The 18,999-nt window shown below is 70.5% G+C and carries 2 protein-coding genes (1 of these 2 cut by a window edge); both read right to left on the reverse strand.

The window, feature by feature from the left end; genetic code table 11:
• A complete protein-coding gene (locus ACN20X_RS22115) occupies nt 1-18,543 on the reverse strand; it encodes a non-ribosomal peptide synthase/polyketide synthase (protein WP_473209926.1) in 18,543 nt (6,180 codons plus the stop codon).
• Nucleotides 18,543-18,999: the end of a non-ribosomal peptide synthetase gene (locus tag ACN20X_RS22120; RefSeq protein WP_473209927.1), read on the reverse strand. The gene runs 9,527 nt beyond the window's last position; the window shows 457 of its 9,984 coding nt (coding positions 9,528-9,984); its start codon lies beyond the right edge, outside the window; the stop codon is at nt 18,543-18,545. Before ACN20X_RS22120 ends, ACN20X_RS22115 begins: the two co-directional genes overlap by 1 nt.

Below are 18,999 nucleotides of genomic sequence, written 5' to 3' on the forward strand. Positions count from 1 at the left end.
TCAGTCCAGCGCGTACTCCAGCGCCAAGGCGTCGAGGATTTCGGCTGTCAGCCTCTCGTTCCTCATGATGGCGTAGTGGTCGGCGCGGATCACCGCGCCCTCTGCCCTTTCGGCCCTTTCGACCCCCTCGGCCCCCTCCTGGCGCAGCTGGTGCGCGAGCCGCAGCCGGTGCCCGGCCGCGGTTTCATCGCTCCACCAAAGGCTTGCCGCCGCTTGCACGGGCGCCAGGGCCTGCGCCTGCAGCGCCAGGTGCTTCAGGTGCAGGGTGGTCAGAAAGGCCTGGGCCAGGTCGGCGCCGTCCATGCAGGCATGGCCGCTCGGTCCCCCCGGTCCCTGCCTTGCAGCTTCGCGGCCCAGCGCGGCAGCCAGCAGATCGGCGCGGGGCGGCACCGATGCATCGATGTCCGCAAGGTCCTCGATGCGTGCCAAGGGCAGCATCTGCGAGACGAAGAGCCGGAAGTCATCCCACCACGACGGGGACCCGGCCGTATCGCCAGCAGGCACGAACGGGTCCACCAGCCCCAGGAAGCCCACCGTCTGTCCCTGGCCTTCGAGCCGGGCCGCGATCAGGGCCGCCAGGCTGCCGCCCAGGGACCAGCCGAGCAGGTGGTAGGGGCCGGCGGGCTGTACCTGCCTCACCATCGCGCAGTAGTCGTCGGCCATCTGCTCCAGCGAGCGGTCGCGGTAGCCGGGATCGCCCAGGCTGCGGCAGGGTATGGCGTGGACGGTGCGCCGGTCCTGCAAGGCCCGCGCCAGCGGCTGGTAGTCAAACACCGTGCCGAACCCGGCATGCACGCAAAACAGCGGTGGCGCAGCCTCACACACGGCGTTGAGCGCCACGACGCCCCCAGCTCCACCGGCGCCGGCTGAGCGAAGCTCCAGCAAGCCGGCAATGGTGGGCCGCTGCAGCAGGTCGCGCAGCTTGAAGTCCAGCTGCGGATCGCCCAGCTTGCGCACCTTGGCGTGCATCCTGAGACTGAGCAGGGAGTCCCCGCCCAGTTCGAAGAAGTTGTCGGTCTCGCCCACGCGTTCCACGCCAAGCACCTCCTGCCAGATGCGGGCCAGCGCCATGGCCGACGCTGTGGACGGTGGCACGTGAACCCGCGCGGCATCTGCCTGCGGCAGCGGCAGCGCACCACGGTCGAGCTTGCCGCTGACCAGTCTTGGCAGGGCGGGCAGGACCAGCGTATGGGCCGGCAGCATGTAGTCGGGCAGGTGCTCGCCTGTCTGCTGGCGGATGCGCTGGACCAGGGACTGCGCGGCCGTGCCCTCCTCCCCCACCACATAGGCCACCAGCTGCTTGCCTGTACCGGCATCCTGGACCAGCACGGCGGCATCGACCACGCCGGGCACGGCCCGGACGGCCTTCTCGACCTCGCCCAACTCGATGCGGAAGCCCCGGATCTTGACCTGGTGGTCGGCCCGGCCTATGTACTCGATGTTGCCGTCCGGCATCTCGCGCACCAGGTCCCCCGTGCGGTACAGGCGGCCGCCACCGCCGTCGAAGGGGTCGGCGACGAAGCGCTCGGCCGTCAGGCCGTGGCGCGACAGATAGCCGCGCGCCAGGCCGTAGCCGCCGATGTACAGCTCGCCCACGACGCCGTGCGGCACCCGGTGCAGGTCGGCATCCAGGATGTGCACCGTGCGCTCGCCCACGGGCCGGCCGATGGGGGCGTAGGCGCAGTCGAAGGTCTCGCTGGCCTCGGCCTTCCAGATCAGCGGCGTCACCACCGTCTCGGTGGGGCCGTAGCCGTTGATGAGCAGGCGCGGGCGCAGGCTCTGGCGCACCTTGTCGTAGGCGGCCTTGGGCATGGCCTCGCCACCGAAGACGTACAGCTCCACCGGCGGCGGCTCCTGCGACTGTTCTGCGGCCCAGTCCGCGATCTGCGCCAGATAGGCCGGCGGGAACGCGGCATTGGAGATGCCGTGGTGGCGCAGGGCCTCGCAGGCCTGCTCCGCCGTCCACATCTGCGGCTCGCGCAGCACCAGGCCGGCGCCGATGCTCAGGGCCGTCAGCCAGCGCTCATGCGCGCCGTCGAACGAGAAGGACATGAAATGCAGCTCACGCGAGTTCGCCCGCATGCCGTAGATCCCGGCCGTGGCCGCGCAGTGCATGGCCAGCGGCCCGTGCTCGACCACCACGCCCTTGGGCTGCCCGGTCGAGCCCGAGGTGTAGATCACATAGGCCAGGTCGCGCTCATGCACGGCATGGGCCGGCGCCGCGTTGCAGGCCTGGGTGAAGTCCACCTCCTCGGCCACCACCAGATGGGCCACAGCGGGCGTGCCCAGCTTGTGCAGCGCCGCCCTGTGGGCGATCAGGTGGGAGGCACCGCTGTCTGCCAGCATGAACCTCTGGCGTTCGGCGGGCGACGCCGGGTCCAGGGGCAGGTAGGCCGCGCCCGCCTTGAGCACGGACAGCAGGCAGATCACCATTTCCAGCGAACGCTCCATGGCGATGCCGACGATGGCGCCGCGCCCCACGCCGGCCTGCACCAGGCGGTTGGCGAAATGGTTGCTGCGCGCCTGCAGCTCGCCATGGCTGATGGTCTGCTCGCCCATGACCAGCGCCACCGCGCCCGGGTCCCGGTGCGCCTGCAGCGCCATGCCGGCATGCACGGGCAGGAATGGCGTGCGGCAGGCATCCGTGCCCGTGCCTGTGCCCGCCGGCCCATCGCGTCCGGGCTCGGGCAGCAAGGCGATGTCCCGCAGGCAGTGCACGCCCTCGCCCGCCATGGACGCCAGCACCTGCCCCAGTTGCCGCAGCAGGGCCTGCACGGTGTCATCGCCGAAGCTGCTCCGCTGGTAGATCATCTTGAGCGACAGCACATCGCCCAGCCGCACCTCCAGGTCCATGGGATAGGAGGTCACGTCGATGGCATGCGTCACCGCAAACCGCAGATGCGGGTCGTCGTGCGCGGACAGCACGGCATCCATGGGGTAGTTCTCGAACACCAGGATGCTGTCGAACAGGCCGCGCTGGCCCTTGCCCGCCCAGCGCTGGATGTCCGAAAGCGACGTCTGCTCATGCTCGCGCGAGGCCAGGTTCTGTGCCTGCAGCGTGCGCAGCCAGGGGCCCAGCTCCAGCGCGCCGTCGCAGGCCACGACCACCGGCAAGGTGTTGATGAACAGCCCCTGCATTCTTTCCACGCCGGCCAGCTCGGGCGGGCGGCCTGCCACCGTGGCCCCGAAGGCCACCGTGGCCTGGCCCGTGTACCGCGCCAGCACCAGCGACCATGCGGCCTGCACCAGGGTGTTGGCCGTCACGCGCTCGCGCTGGGCAAACTCCACCAGCTGCTGCGTGGCACCGGCATCCAGCGCGGCGCCGGCCTCGTGGTGCCCCTGACGGGCTGCAGGCAAGGCACCAGGCCGGACAGCAGGCCGGGCAAGCGCATCCACCAGCAAGGTGGGCTCGTGCAGCGGCTGCACCAGGCGCCTCCAGTAGGCCTCGCTGGCCCCGTGGTCCAGGCCTTGCAGCCATGCGATGTAGTCGCGGTAGCTGGTGTCCACGGGCTCCACGGCAATGCCCTTGTAGTCGCGCAGCACCTCGCCCAGCAGGCTCGATGAACTCCATCCGTCCGTGAGCAGGTGGTGGGCGGTCCAGATGCAGTGGTGGCTGCCATCGGACACGCGGACCAGGGCCAGCCGCATCAGCGGCGGCTTGCTGAGGTCGAAGGCCGCGAACTGCCCGGCGGCCAGGGCATCCAGGGCGCCCGCCACATCCTCGCTGTGCCGGCAGTCATGCTCGGTGATGTCCAGCAGGACCTGCCGGGCCACCCATTGCAGCGGCAGGGACGCATCGGCCAGGAAGCCGCTGCGCAGCACGGCATGGCGGTCCAGCACCGCCTGCCAGGCCTTTCGGAAGCGCGCGGCATCCAGGCCATGCGCGTCGATGCGCAGCTGGGTGACATAGGACAGCCCCGAGGGATCGGACAGGCTGTGGAACAGCATGCCCGACTGCATGGGAGACAGCGGATAGAGGTCCGCCAGATTGCCCGCAGGCAGGTCCAGGCCGTCCAGCTGCGCCTGCGTGACCCGGGCCAGCGGGAAGTCCGAGGGCGTCACCCCCTGCGCGCCGCTCAGGCAGTGGTCGATCAGCCCTTCCAGCTCCTGCCGGTAGCGCCCCATCCAGGCCTGCACATCGGCCGTGTCGTGGCGGGCCGTGCTGAAGGCGGCCGTCATCACCAGCTCGCCGTCGTAGACGCGGCCATTGATGGTGAACTCGTGCGACAGCGGCGCCGAGGCGTCGGCCGGCATGCCGCTGCCCTCGGCAGCCGGCAGCCATTGGGCCGCGCTGTCAAAGCTTGCATCGAACTGCCCCAGGTAGTTGAAGACCAGGCTGGCCTGGGGCAAGGCCCGCATGGCCTGCCTTTGCTGCGCCGTGCCCAGGTACTTGAGCACGCCATGGCCCAGGCCGTGCAGCGGCACCTCGCGCAGGCTTTGCTTGACGCGCTTGATCGCGTCGCCAGGGCCTGTGCCTGCATCGAGCGCCACCGGGAAGACGCTGGTGAACCAGCCCACGGTGCGCGAGACGTCCACGCCGGCCGACAGCTCCTCGCGGCCATGGCCCTCCAGGTCCACGAGGATGCGCTGCTGCCCGCTCCACGCGCACAGGGCGCGCCCCAGGGCGGCCAGCAGGATGTCGTTGATCTGCGTCCTGTAGGCGGCCGGCACGCGGCTGATCAGGGCCTCGGTGCGCTCGCGGTCCAGCCGCAGCTCGACGCTGGACTGCCATGCCAGGGTGTTGGCCCCCTCGGGGCGGGCACAGGGCAGGCTGGCCGGCACCTGGGCCAGCGCCTGCCAGAAGGCCAGCTCGCCGCCGCATTGCGCGGCATGGGCCTGCAGCGCCTGCGACCAGCGCTGGTAGCTGGCGGTCTTGTGGACCCTGGCGGGCTCCAGGCCCTGCAGCCGGCTGGCATAGGCCGAACGCAGGTCCTCGAGCAGGATGCGCCAGGAGACCCCATCGACGACCAGATGGTGGGCCACCAGCAGCAGGCGCCAGCTGCCGTCGCCCACCTCGATGCACAGCCCGCGCAGCAGCGGCCCGTGGACGATGTCCAGGCTGCGCTGCGCCTGTTCGCACAAGGCCTCGATCGCGCCGGCATCCCGTGCCTGGCGCACCCACAGCAGTGCCTGCAGGTCGGCCTCGGACGGGCTTGCGTAGGCCTGCTCCCAGGCGCCCTGCGCCGTGGGGCGAAAGCGCAGGCGCAGGCTGTCGTGCCGGGCCAGCAAATCGGCCAGGGCCTGGCGCAGCGGCGCAGGCTGCAGCGGCTGCGTGCTGCGCAGCAGCAGGGCCTGGTTCCAGTGGGATCGCTGCGGCACGTCCGTTTCGAAGAACTCCGCCTGAATGGGCAGCAGGGGAACGCTCCCCTGGACCGGGGTCTCCTGCTCCACGGCCTCGTCCTGCACGGGCTCGGCCACACGCGCCAGCTCGGCAATGCTTTGCCGCTCGAACAGCTGCCTTGGCGACAGCTTCCAGCCGAAGCGGCGCAGGCGCGAGACGATCTGCAGGCTCAGAATGGAATCACCGCCCAGCGCGAAGAAGTTGTCGCTGCGCCCCACCCGCTCCAGGCCCAGCACCTCGGCCCAGATACGGGCCAGCAGCGCCTCCAGTTCGCCCTCGGGCGCCTGGCTGGCGGCTGGCATGGCGAACGCGGGCAGGGCCTGCCGGTCCAGCTTGCCGTTGGCGTTCTGCGGCAACTGGTCCAGCACCATGATGGCGCCCGGCACCATGTAGTCGGGCAGTACCGTGGCCAGGCGCTCGCGCATCTCCTGCCCGTCCAGGGTCCGCCCGCTGCGGGCAGACACATAGGCCAGCAGCCGCGTGCCCGCCGGTCCCTCGCCGGCCACGACCACAGCCTCGCGCACATCGTCCAGCGCCAGCAGTTGCGACTGCACCTCGCCCAGCTCGATGCGCAGGCCGCGGATCTTGACCTGGTGGTCCACCCGCCCCAGGTACTCCAGCTGGCCCTGCGCATTCCAGCGCACCAGGTCGCCCGTGCGATAGAGTCTTGCGCCATCGCGGCCGAAGGGGTCGGCGACAAAGCGCTCCGCGCTGAGCCCTGCCCGGTTCAGGTAGCCGCGCGACAGCAGGGGCCCGCCTATGCACAGCTCGCCGGCCACGCCCAGGGGCACGGGGCGCATCCGGTCGTCCACCACCCACATGTGCCGGCCCGCCAGGGGCCGGCCTATGGGAAGGTCCTGCGGCGCCGCGCCGGCGCCTTCCACCAGGCCCGTGCAGTCGAAGAGGGAGGCCGTGACGGTGGCCTCGGTCGGGCCATAGGCATTGAGCAGCCTCACATGGCCCAGCCCGGCATCGCGCCAGGCCTGCAGGCCGGCGGCCGGCATGGCCTCGCCGCCCACATGCACCTGCCTGAGCCGCCCGTACCCGCGCAGGCCCTGGCGCGCAAAATCCTGGACCAGCAGCAGCCAGTAGGCGGTGGTCAGATCGGCCACGCTGATCTGCCTGGCCATGAGTTCCCTGTGGAAGGTGGCGCTGTCCCAGAGTTCGGGCCCGCGCAGCACCATGGCCGCGCCGGCCACCAGCGGCGCGAACAGCTGCTCGATGCAGCCATCGAAATTCAGCGTGGCGAACTGCAGCACGCGGTCCTGCGGCGACAGCGCGGCAAAGCCGACGGCCAGCTGCGCCTGTTCGGCCAGGCAGCGGTGGGAGATGCCCACGCCCTTGGGGCGGCCGGTGGAGCCCGAGGTGTAGATCACATAGGCCAGGCATTCGCCATGCACGGCGGCGCCGGGGTTGTGGTCGGGCCCCGGCATCGCGCCGATGGCATCCAGGTCCAGCGCCTTCACGCGACCGGCCACCGCAAGCCCCAGGCGGGACTGCGTGAGCAGGCAGGCCATGCCGCTGTCCTCGACCATGTGGGCCAGGCGCTCGGCCGGATAGCCGGGGTCCAGGGGCACATAGGCCGCGCCCGACTTGAGCACGGCCAGCACGGCAACCACCATCTCCACCGAGCGTTCCACCGCAATGCCCACGCGCACCTCCGCGCCCACTCCCTCGGCGATCAGGCGGTGCGCAAGGCGGTTGGCACGCCGGTTGAGCTGCGCATAGCTGATGCATTCGTCGCCAAAGACCAGGGCCGTGGCCTGGGGCCGCTCGTCCACCTGCTGCTCGAACAGCCTGTGCACCAGGGGCTGGGCGTCGCGGCGCGGCGGGTTGCATCCAGACTGCACCGATTGCGCCCATTGCGTCAGCTGCGCCCATTCATCCCGGTCCAGCAGCTCGATATCGCAGGCCGGCAGCGCGGGCGTTTCGGCCAGGACCGCAACAATGCCTTCCACGGCGGCCAGCATGTAGGCGCACAGGCGCTGCGCGCCCACGGTCTTGCTGGCCTGTCCGACCAGGCGAAAGCCCTGGCCCAGGTCATCGATGGACATGTCCACCGGGTAGTTGGTGCGCTCCTGCCCGCCCAGGGCCGTCATGCCTTCCCACGCGCCCGAGGCTGCGTCCGCTGCGGCGCCCTCCTGCGGCGCCACGCTGTAGCGGTAGTTGAGCAGGGCCGAGAACAGCGGCGTTCCCCCCGCCAGAGCGCTGCAGCGCTGCGCCAGCGACAGCGTGGCGTGCTCGTGGTGCATCAGCCCCGTCAGCAGTTCATGCGTCTGGCGCAGGCATTCCTGCACGCTGCGGCCGCCCAGCTGTATGCGCAGCGGCAGCGTGTTGATGAACATGCCCAGCGCGCTGTGCGCGCCCTCCCCGCCCTGCATGCGGCCAAAGAGCACGGTGCCGAACACCACGTCGTCCTTGCCCGTGGTCCTGCCCAGCACCAGCGCCCAGGCCAGGTGGAACAGGCTGGCTGCACTCACCCCATGGCGCTGCGCCTGCCGGCGCAGCTCGCGCGACAGTTGTGCATCCAGCGCAAGCCTGGCCTCCTCCACCGCGCTGCCGTCTCCCTGCACATCCAGCAGGCCAAACGGCGCCGTAGGTTCATCCACATCGCCGAGCATGGCGCGGAAGAAGTCCTCATGCTCGCTGGTGCTCACGCCCAGGCGGGCCTGGGCCACGAAGCGCCTGAACGGCAGGGGTCTGGGCAACTCCGCCTCGCGGCCCTGGGCCATCAGCGCGATCTCCTCGACGATGCGTTCCAGCGTCGTGTGGTCCAGCACCAGGTGGTGGGTCAGCAGCTGCAGCAGCCAGCGCCCGTTGGGCGCATCCTGCGCCGCCACGGCGCGGATCATGGGCGCGCGGCGCACATCGATGCGCTGCACGCGCGGGTCCAGCACGGCCTGCAGCCGGCTGGCCACATCCGTTCCTTCCCCTTCACCTTCGCTCTCCTCCAGCCAGTCGAGCAGCACCTGTGCCTGCCGCCAGACCACCTGCACGGGCTCGGCCAGCCCTTCCCACAGCACGGCCGTGCGCAGGATGTCGTGGCGTGCGATGACCCGGTTGAGCCGTTGCACAAAGCCCAGCAGCCGCTCGCGCGTGTCGAAGCCCAGCAGCGTGGGCGTGGCATAGGCGTCGCCCTGCGGGTGCAGGGTGTGGTGGAACAGAATGCCTTCCTGCAGCGGCGCCAGCGGATAGATGTCCTGAATGTTGGCCGCGCCACCGGGCACGGCGGCCTCGACCCGTGCGATCTCCTGCACGTCCAGCGCCGCCAGTGTCAGCATGGCGGGCGTGATGGCCGTGCAGCCTTCGGGGATGCCGTTGGGCGGCACCTGCACCTGGGCGGCGTCGTCCGCCTGCATCAGCTGCGCCGCAAAATCCGCCAGCTGCGGATGCTGGAACAGGCTGCGCACCGAGGCCGACAGGCCATGCGCGCGCATGCGTTCCAGCATGCCCATGGCCAGCAGCGAGTGCCCGCCCAGCTCGAAGAAGTTGTCGCGCCGCCCCACGCGGTCCTGCCCCAGAAGCTCAGCCCATATCGCCGACAGCTGCTGCTCGACCCCGTTGTGCGGCGGCTCGTATCCACGCTGCGCCCATTCGGGCTGGGGCAGGGCCTTGCGGTCCACCTTGCCGTTGGCATTGAGCGCAAGCGCAGGCAGCACGACGATGGCCGAAGGCTGCATGTAGTCCGGCAGCCGCCGGGCCAGCGCCTGGCGCAAGGTTTCGGCCAGCCCCGCATCGGCGTCCGGGCCGGCCACATAGGCGACAAGGCGTGCGCCCGCCGCGCCCGATGTGGCTTGCGCCGCGACCACCACGGCCTCGCGCACGCCGGGCTGGGCCAGCAGATGGGCCTCGATCTCGCCCAGCTCGATGCGCAGGCCGCGGATCTTCACCTGGTGGTCCAGGCGCCCCAGGTACTCGATCTGGCCGTCGCCGTTCCAGCGCACCAGGTCGCCCGTGCGGTACAGCAGGCCGCCCTGCGTGTCCAGCGGGTCGGCCACAAAGCGCTCGGCCGTCAGTGCGGGGCGGTTCAGATAGCCGCGCGCCAGGCCCATGCCGCCCAGGTACAGCTCGCCGGCCACGCCCTGTGGCGCCGGCCGCATGGCGCAGTCCAGCACATAGGTGCGGATGCCGCTGATGGGCCGGCCGATGGGAACCTGGCGCCGCCCGTCGTCGCGGCAGCGCCAGTGGGTGACGTCGATGGCCGCCTCGGTCGGGCCATAGAGGTTGTAGAGACCGGCTCCGGGCAGCAACCTGAAGACGGCGTTCTGCGCCTCGGCCGACAGGGCCTCGCCGCTGCACAGGATGCGCCTGAGGCCCGTGCATGCCGCAACGCCCGCATGCGCCACAAAGGCCTGCAGCATGGAAGGCACGAAGTGCACGGTGGTGACGCCATGGCCCGTGATCAGCGCCACCAGCCTTGCGGGGTCACGGTGATCGCCAGGCGCGGCCATCACCAGCCGGGCGCCGACCATCAGGGGCCAGAAGAACTCCCAGACCGACACATCGAAGCTGAACGGTGTCTTTTGCAGCACGGCGTCCGAGGCATCGAGCGCATAGGCCTGCTGCATCCAGGCCAGCCGGTTGTGCAGGGCCGCATGCCGGTTGGCCGCGCCCTTGGGGCGGCCCGTGGAGCCCGAGGTGAAGATCACATAGGCCAGATGCTCCCCATGCACGGCAACCACGGGGTTGCGCTGAGATTCACCGGCCACATCGATGCGGTCGATGTCCAGCCACTGCAGATCCTCGCCTGCGGGCAGGCGCTCGCGCAGCGCGCTGTGGGTGAGCAGGCGCCGCACGGCGCCGTCTTCGATCATCTGGGCCAGCCGTTCGGGCGGGTGATCGGGGTCCAGGGGCACATAGGCGCCACCGGCCTTCATGATGGCCAGCAGGCCCACCACCATCTCGATGGACCGCTCCATGGCGATGCCCACCCGGGTCTCCGGCCTCACGCCCAGGGCCATCAGCCGGTGTGCCAGCTGGTTGGCGCGGCGGTTGAGCTGGTGGTAGCTCAGCACCTGATCGCCAAAGACCAGCGCCACGGCATCCGGCCGTGCCTGGGCCTGGCGCTCGATCAGCTGGTGCACCGGCTGCATCCCTGGTTCGGTTCGGGCGCCCAGGCTCCAGGCCTGCAGCTGCGCCCATTCCTTGCCGTCCAGCATGTCCAGCGCCGCAGCCTCCAGGCCGGGCTCGCTTTCCAGCGCGTGGACCAGGGAGGCCACGGCCGACGCCATGTATCCACACAGCCGTTCAGCCCCCAGAGCAGCATCGGCCTGGGCCACGATGCCAAAGCCTTCGCCCAGGTCGTCGATGGACACGGTCACGGGGTAGTTGGTGCGCTCCTGCCCGCCCAGCGCCGTCATGCCTTCCCATGCGCCCGAGGCTGCGCCCGCTGCGCCCCCCTCCTGCGGGGCCACGCTGTAGCGGTAGTTGAGCAGGGCCGAGAACAGCGGCGTTCCCCCCGCCAGAGCGCTGCAGCGCTGCGCCAGCGACAGCGTGGCGTGCTCGTGGTGCATCAGCCCCGTCAGCCCCGCATGCGTCTCATGCAGGCAGTACTGCACGCTGCGCCCGCCCAGCCGACCGCCCAACCGTATGCGCAGCGGCAGCGTGTTGATGAACATGCCCAGCGCACTGTGCGCGCCCTCCCCGCCCTGCATGCGGCCAAAGAGCACGGTGCCGAACACCACGTCGTCCTTGCCCGTGGTCCTGCCCAGCACCAGCGCCCAGGCCAGGTGGAACAGGCTGGCTGCACTCACCCCATGGCGCTGTGCCTGCTGCCGCACGCTGCGCGCCAGGGGCTCGTCCAAGGCCAGCCTGGCCTCTTGCACCGCACTGCCGTCGCCCTGCACATCCAGCAGGCCAAACGGCGCCGTGGGCTCATCCACATCGCCGAGCATGGCGCGGAAGAAGTCCTCATGCTCACTGGTGCTCACGCCCAGCCGGGCCTGGGCCACGAAGCGCCTGAACGGCAGGGGCCTGGGCAGCTCCGCCTCGCGGCCCTGCGCCATCAGCGCGATCTCTTCGACGATGCGCTCCAGCGTCGTGTGGTCCAGCACCAGGTGATGCGTCAGCAGCTGCAGCAGCCAGCGCCCGTGGGGCGCATCCTGCGCCGCCACGGCGCGGATCATGGGCGCGCGGCGCACATCGATGCGCTGCACGCGCGGGTCCAGCCGCTGCTGAAGCGCGGCGGCCACATCGCCTTCGCCCTCGCGTTCACCAGGCTCCAGCCAGTCGAGCAGCACCTGCGCCTGCCGGCAGACCACCTGCACAGGCTCGGCCAGCCCCTCCCACAGCACGGCCGTGCGCAGGATGTCGTGGCGTGCGATGACCTGGTTGAGCCGTTGCACAAAGCCCAGCAAACGCTCCCGCGTGTCAAAGCCCAGCAGCGTGGGGGTGGCATAGGCGTCGCCCTGCTGGTGCAGGGTGTGGTGGAACAGAATGCCTTCCTGCAGCGGCGCCAGCGGATAGATGTCCTGGATGTTGGCCGCGCCACCGGGCACGGCGGCCTGCACCCGCGCGATCTGCTGCGCGTCCAGTGCCACCAGCGTCAGCATGTCGGGCGTGATGGCCGTGCAGCCTTCGGGAATGCCGTTGGGCGGCACCTGCACCTCATGCCGGGGCAGGCCCTGCTCGCGGCGCAGCGCCAGCGCCAGATCCGCCAGCCGGGGGTGCTGGAACAGCGTGCGCACCTGCGTCACCCAGCCCTGGGCGCGCATGCGCTCCAGCAGCTTCAGGGCCAGCAGCGAGTGCCCGCCCAGCTCAAAGAAATGGTCCTGGCGCCCCACGCGCTCCACGCCCAGCACCTCGCTCCAGAGTGCGGCCAGCCGCTGCTCGCCGTCGCCCACGGGCGCCTCGTAGTGCAGGCTGGCCAGCAGTTCAGGCTCGGGCAAGGCGGCCCTGTCCACCTTGCCGTTGGCATTCAGGGGAAGGCGGTCCAGCACCATGATGGCGGCCGGCACCATGTAGTCCGGCAGTTCAAGGGCCAGGCGCTCGCGCAGTTCGGCCGCCGTGACCTGCAGCCCTTCATGCGCCGAGACATAGGCCGCCAGGTGCATGCCCGCCGGGCCCTTGCGGGCCACGACCACGGACTCCCGCACCTGCGGCTGGGCCAGCAGCCGGGCCTCGATCTCGCCCAGCTCGATGCGAAAGCCTCGGATCTTCACCTGATGGTCCAGGCGCCCCAGGTACTCCAGCTGGCCTTCATCGTTCCAGCGCACCAGGTCGCCCGTGCGGTACAGGCGGCCGCCGCCCTGGTCGAACGGGTCGGCGACGAAGCGCTCGGCGCTCAGGCCGGGCCGGCCCAGGTAGCCCTGCGCCAGCGCCTGCCCGCCCAGATAGAGTTCGCCGGCCACGCCTGCGGGAACCAGTCCCAGATCCTGGCCCAGCACCAAGGCCTTGGTCGCGCTGACGGGGCGGCCGATGGGGACCGGGCTGCGGCCATCGTCGCGGCAGGTCCAGTGCGTCACGTGGATGGCGGCCTCGGTCGGGCCATAGAGGTTTTGCAGGCTGACGCCGTGCAGGCGGCGCAGGGCCTCGCGCTGTGTCTCGGCCGGCATGGCCTCGCCGCCGCAGATCACATAGCGCAGGCGGGTCTCCTCCTCGATACCTTCATGGGCCAGAAACGCCTGCAGCATGGCCGGCACGAAGTTCAGCGTGGTGATCTGGTGGCGGCGGATCAGCGCGACGATGCGCTCGGGATCGCGGTGGTCGCCGGGCCGGGCCACCACCAGGCGCACGCCCGCCGTCAGCGGCCAGAAGATTTCCCAGGCCGAGACATCGAAGCCGAAGGCCGCCTTGTGCAGCACCGCGTCGGCCCGCGTGAGCCGGTAGTGGTCCTGCATCCAGGCCATGCAATTGGACAGCGCGGCATGCCGGTTGGCCGCCCCCTTGGGCCGGCCGGTGGAGCCCGAGGTGTAGATCACATAGGCCAGATGGTCGCCATGGACCGCCACTCCGGGATTGTGGTCAGGCCCTGCGTCCAGGTCCAGATCGTCGAGCTCGACCACGTTCAGCGCCTGCGCGAACGGCAGGCGCTCGCGTGCCTTGCGCTCGGTCAGCAGCAGGGCAATGCCGCTGTCCTGGGCAATGTAGGCCAGGCGGTCCACCGGGTACTCCATGTCCAGCGGCACGTAGGCGCCGCCGGCCTTGAGCACCGCCAGCAGTCCCGCCACCATGTCCACCGAGCGCTCCAGCGCAACGCCCACGCGCACGTCCGGCCCCACGCCCAGGGCCATCAGCCTGTGGGCCAGCCGGTTGGCACGGGCGTTGAGCCGGGCCGAGGTCAGCGCCTCGTCGCCATGGACCAGGCAGACGGCATCGGGCTGCTCCCGCACGCGGGCCTCGAATTCCCGGTGCACGGGCAGGGCCTCGGGATGGGCCTTTCCATTGAGGCTCCACTGCAGCAGCCTGTCCCGTTCATGCGCGGGCAGCACCGCAATCGCGGTCACGGGCTGGCCGGGGTCGCACGCCAGGGCATCGGCCAGGCCGTCCAGCGCCTCGTGCATGTAGCCGCACATGCTGTGGGCATTCACCGCATCGATCACATGCGCGATCAGCGTGAAGCCCTCGCCCGTGTCGTTGACCGACAGGCCGAACGGGAAGTTGGTGCGCTCGTGGCTTTGCAGTATCTGCACGCCGGTCCAGGCATCGCCGGCGTCCGCATCCTGCAGCGCCGTGTGCCGGTAGTTGAGCAGGGCCGTGAACAGCGGCGCCCCGCCGGCCAGGCCGCTGCAGGACTGGGCCATCGACAGGCTGGCATGCTCGTGCTGCAGCAGGTCCGTCAGCGCGGACTGGGTCTGGCGCAGGGCCTGGGCCACGCCACGACCGGCCAGGCGAACGCGCAGCGGCAGCGTATTGATGAACATGCCCAGCGCGCGGGCCGCGCCCTGCTGGGCCTGCATGCGGCCAAACAGCACGGTGCCGAACACCACGTCGTCCCTGCCGCTGGTCCTGGCCAGCACCAGGGCCCAGGCCAGGTGGAACAGCGCGGCGGCGCTGACGCCGTGGCGCCGGGACTGCTGCCGCAACCGGGCGGCAAGGCCGCCGTCAAGCACCTGCCGCACCTCGTTCGTGCGCGCTCCGTCGCCCTGGACATCCAGCAGCCCGAAGGGCGCCGTGGGCTCCTGCACATCGCCCAGCATGGCGCGAAAGAACGCCTCATGCCCGGCCGTGCCCTCGCCCGAGCGCGCCTGGGCCACGAACCGGCGGAACGGCAGCGGCCGGGGCAGCGCACTGGAGCGGCCCTGCTGGATCAGCGCGATCTCGCCGATCACCTGCTTGAGCGTGGTGTTGTCGTCCACCATGTGGTGGGCCAGGATCTGCAGCAGCCAGCGCTGGCCTGGCGCGTCGTGCGCGGCCACCAGGTGGATCAGCGGCGCCTTGCGCAGGTCGATGCGGTAGCCCCGGGCGCAGGCGGCCAGCCGGGCCAGCGCGTCCTGCGCGTCCTGCGCGTCCTGCGATGATGCCGCTGTTCCGCCCTCCTCCAGCCAGGACAGCGGCAGGCGGGCCTGCCGGCAGACGACCTGCACGGGCGTCGCCAGGCCCTCCCAGAACACGGCCGTGCGCAGGATGTCATGCCGCGCGACCACCTGGTCAAAGCTCTCGGCAAACCGCTGCAGCCGCTCGCGCGAGTCGAAGCTCAGCGTGTGCGAGGTGACATAGGCATCGCCCTCGGACTGCAGCAGGTGGTGGAACAGAATCCCCTCCTGCAGCGGCGCCAGCGGGTAGATGTCCTGGATGTTGGCCGCACCTCCCGGCACCGCCGCGGCAATGCGAGCAATCTCCACCTCATCCAGCGCCACCAGGGTCAGCATGTCCGGCGTGATCGCCGTGCAGCCTTCGGGGATGCCATTGGGCGGCACGTCGATCTCGCCGGCCACCTGCGCCCCTTGCTCACCCTGCGGCTCCTGCTGTTCCTCCAGTACCGCCTGCGCAAACTCCGCCAGCCTCGGATGCTGGAACAGCGTGCGCACCTGCACGCGCAGGCCCTGGGCGCGCACGCGCTCCAGCAGGCCCAGGGCGAGCAGCGAATGCCCGCCCAGCTCGAAGAAGCCGTCCTGCCGGCCCACGCGCTCCACGCCCAGCACCTCGGCCCAGATCTTCGCGAGCGTTTCTTCCAACTCGCCCTGCGGTGCCTCGTATTCCTGCGCACTCGCCATCTCCGGCTCGGGCAGCGCCTTGCGGTCCACCTTGCCGTTGGCCGTCAAAGGCAGGGCATCGAGCACGACGATGGCCGAGGGCACCATGTAGTCGGGCAGCGCCTGGCCCAGGCGCTGCTTGAGCTGGCTTTCCTCCACCGCGTCACGCAGGGAGACATAGGCGATCAGCCTTGCGCCCTCCTTGGCCAGCACCACCGCCTCGCGCACCTCGGGCTGGGCCAGCAGCTGCGACTGCACCTCGCCCAGCTCGATGCGGAAGCCCCGGATCTTGACCTGCTGGTCGGCACGGCCCAGGTATTCGAGTTCGCCCTGGGCACTCCAGCGCACCAGGTCGCCCGTGCGGTACAGGCGCTCGCCCGTCTCGCTGAACGGGTTGGCAATGAAGCGCTCTGCCGTCAGTCCTTGCCTGTTGAGATAGCCCCGTGCCAAGCCCTCGCCTGCCACGTACAGCTCTCCGGCCACGCCCTGAGGCAGCAGGTTCAGGCTGCCGTCGAGCACATACAGGCCCAGGTCCGGAATCGCCACGCCCACGGGGCTGCGTCCGCCCTCCAGATCCTTCCGGGTGATCTCCCGGTACGTCACATGCACCGTGGTCTCGGTGATGCCGTACATGTTGACGAGTTGGGGGCTCTGGTCACCGAAGCGGTCGAACCAGGGCCGCAGGCTCTCGGGCTCCAGCGCCTCGCCGCCGAAGATCACCTGGCGCAGCGCCAGGCCAGCACTGCCTTCTTCATCCTGCTCCACGGCATGCACCAGTTGCCCGAAGGCCGAAGGTGTTTGATTGAGAACCGTTACGCGCTCCGCACGCAGCAAAGCCAGGAAGTCCTGGGGCGAACGGCTGACCCAGTAAGGCACCACCACCAGCCTGCCGCCCGTGCACAGGGCGCCAAAGATCTCCCAGACCGAGAAGTCGAAGGCGTAGGAGTGGAACAGGGTCCAGACATCGTCAGGCCCGAAGCCGAACCAGGCATCGGTGGCGTCCAGCAGCCGTGCCACGTTGCGGTGGCTCAGTTGCGCGCCCTTGGGGCGGCCCGTGGAGCCCGAGGTGTAGATCACATAGGCCAGGCTGTCGGCCGAGACTTCAACCTGCGGATCGGTATCGGGTTCGCCCGACAGGTCCAGCATGTCGATCTCCAGCACCTGCAGCGCAGCAGCGCCGGGAATGCGCTCGCGCAGCGCAGCCTGCGTCAGCACCAGAGAGATCCCGCTGTCGGCCACCATGTGCGCCAGCCGGTCGGCAGGGTAATCCGGGTCCAGCGGCACATAGGCGCCACCGGCCTTGAGGATGGCCAGCAGTCCCACCACCATCTCCACCGAGCGCTGCATGGCAATGCCCACGCGTGTCTCCGGCCGCACGCCCAGGGCGATCAGACAGTGGGCCAGGCGGTTGGCCTGGGCGTCGAGTTCGGCGTAGGTCAGTCGTGCGGACTCGCAGGTCAGCGCCACCGCATCCGGCCGCTGCTGCGCGCTTGTGGCAAAGCGCTGGTGCAGGCAGGCGGGCTGCGCAGGGTTGAGGGCAGGTCCATTGCGGGTACTGCGGCGCGCACTGCGGTCCAGAAGCTGCGCCTGCTCATCGCCGGGCAGCAGTTGCACCTGGTCCAGCGCGCACTGCGGCGCATGCGCCAGCGCCTGCAGCAGCAGCGACAGATGCGCGCCCATGCGCTGCACCGTGGCCGGCTCGAAGCGCTCGCGCGCATAGGCAAAGCCCAGCTGCAGGCTGCCGTTGGCGCGGCGGCTGGCGTGCAGGGTCAGCTCGAACTGGGCGGCCAGGCCGTCCAGCTCCAGCTTCTGGATCTCCAGGCCCGCCAGGCCGGCGGCCTCTTCGTGCTGGTAGTTCAGCATCACCTGGAACAGCGAGCTGCCGTCCAGGCTGCGGCGCGGCTGCAGCGCCTCGACCAGTTGCTCATAGGGCAGGTCCTGGTGGGCCAGGCCCAGGCGGACCCGCTCGGACAGCTGGGCCAGCAGCTCCTGCAGGCGCATGCGGGGATCGAGCCGGCCACGCATCACCAGCGTGTTGACGAAGAAGCCGACCAGCGGCTCGGCCTCGGGCTGGTTGCGGTTGGCCACGGGCACGCCCACGCGGATATCGGTCTCGGCGGTATAGCGGTGCAGCAGGGCCTGGAACCCGGCCAGCAGCGCCACGAAGAGGGAGGTGCCCTGCTCGCGGGCGCGCTGCTCCAGTCCGGCCACCAGGCTGGCGGGCAGCTCCAGCCGGTGCCAGGCGGCATGCCAGCGGTTCTCGGCGCCCGGCGCGCGGGCATGGTCGGCGGGCAGCTCCAGATGCAGGTCCTGCCCCCCGGCCAGCTCGGGCAGCCAGTAGTCCAGCAGGCGCTGCCTTTCCCCGGCCTCCAGCCAGTCGCGCTGCCAGGCGGCGTAGTCGGAGTAGGCAATGGGCAGCGGCGGCAGGCGGGTCGGGCGCTGCTGCACCAGTGCCGCGTACAGGCCGGCGAACTCCTCCAGCAGGATCTGCATGGAGCGGCCGTCGGAGATGATGTGGTGCATCACCACCACCAGCAGGTGCTGGCGGCTGTCCAGGCGGACGGCGGCCACGCGCAGCAGCGGTCCGCGCGTCAGGTCAAAGGGCGTGAGGCACAGGCGCGAGGCTTCGGCCAGGGCCCGGTCGTGGCGCTGTGCGGCGGGCAGGGAGCTGAGGTCGATCAGCGGCAGCTCCAGGGCCAGCTGCGGCACGATGCGCTGCCGCGCCAGGCCGTCGGGGCTTTCCTCGAACACCGTGCGCAGTCCGCCGTGGCGCTCCAGCAGCACGCCGAACGCCTGCCGCAAGGCCGCCAGATCCAGCTCGCCATGCATCCACGAGGCCTGGGCGATGTGGTAGGCCGAGCTTTGCGGGTCCAGCTTCCACAGGAACCACTGGCGCAGCTGCGCATGGGACAGGGCTTCGGTCTGGTCGGGCGATGGTGCGCGCACCGGGATGGGGAAATGCGAGAGATCCAGTCCCTCGGCCCGGATCTTTTGCAATGCCAGCGTGCGCTGGGCAGGGCTCAGGCTTGCAAAGCGCTCGGCGATTTGGCGCAGGCGGCCACGGTCCATCAGATATCTCCCAGAGTTTCGAGAAAGGAATCCAGCGCATCGAGCGCCTGCGCATCCGCGCCTGTCGTGCCTGTTGCACCCGCAGCACCCGCAGCATCCGCGCCGCCATGGGCCGGCAGGCGCACCAGGCCCGCCATGTCCTGCAGCACCGGGGTGCGGAAAATGTCCTGGGCGGTCAGCCCCGCAGCGCCTGCCCCCTGCAGCCGCGCCAGCAGTTGCACCACCTTGAGCGAGTGCCCGCCGCGCTCGAAGAAGCTGTCGCGGCGGTCCACGCGGCCACCGCCCAGCAGCTCGGACCAGAGCCCGGCCAGCATTTCCTCGGCCTGCCCCGAAGGCGCCTCGTAGGACTGCCCGGCCGGCGCCTGCGCCGCAGGCAGCGCGGCACGGTCCACCTTGCCGCTGTTGTTCAGCGGCAGCGTGTCCAGCACCACGATGGCGGACGGCAGCATGTAGTCG

It is taken from the genome of Delftia sp. PX-1, from assembly GCF_055797465.1.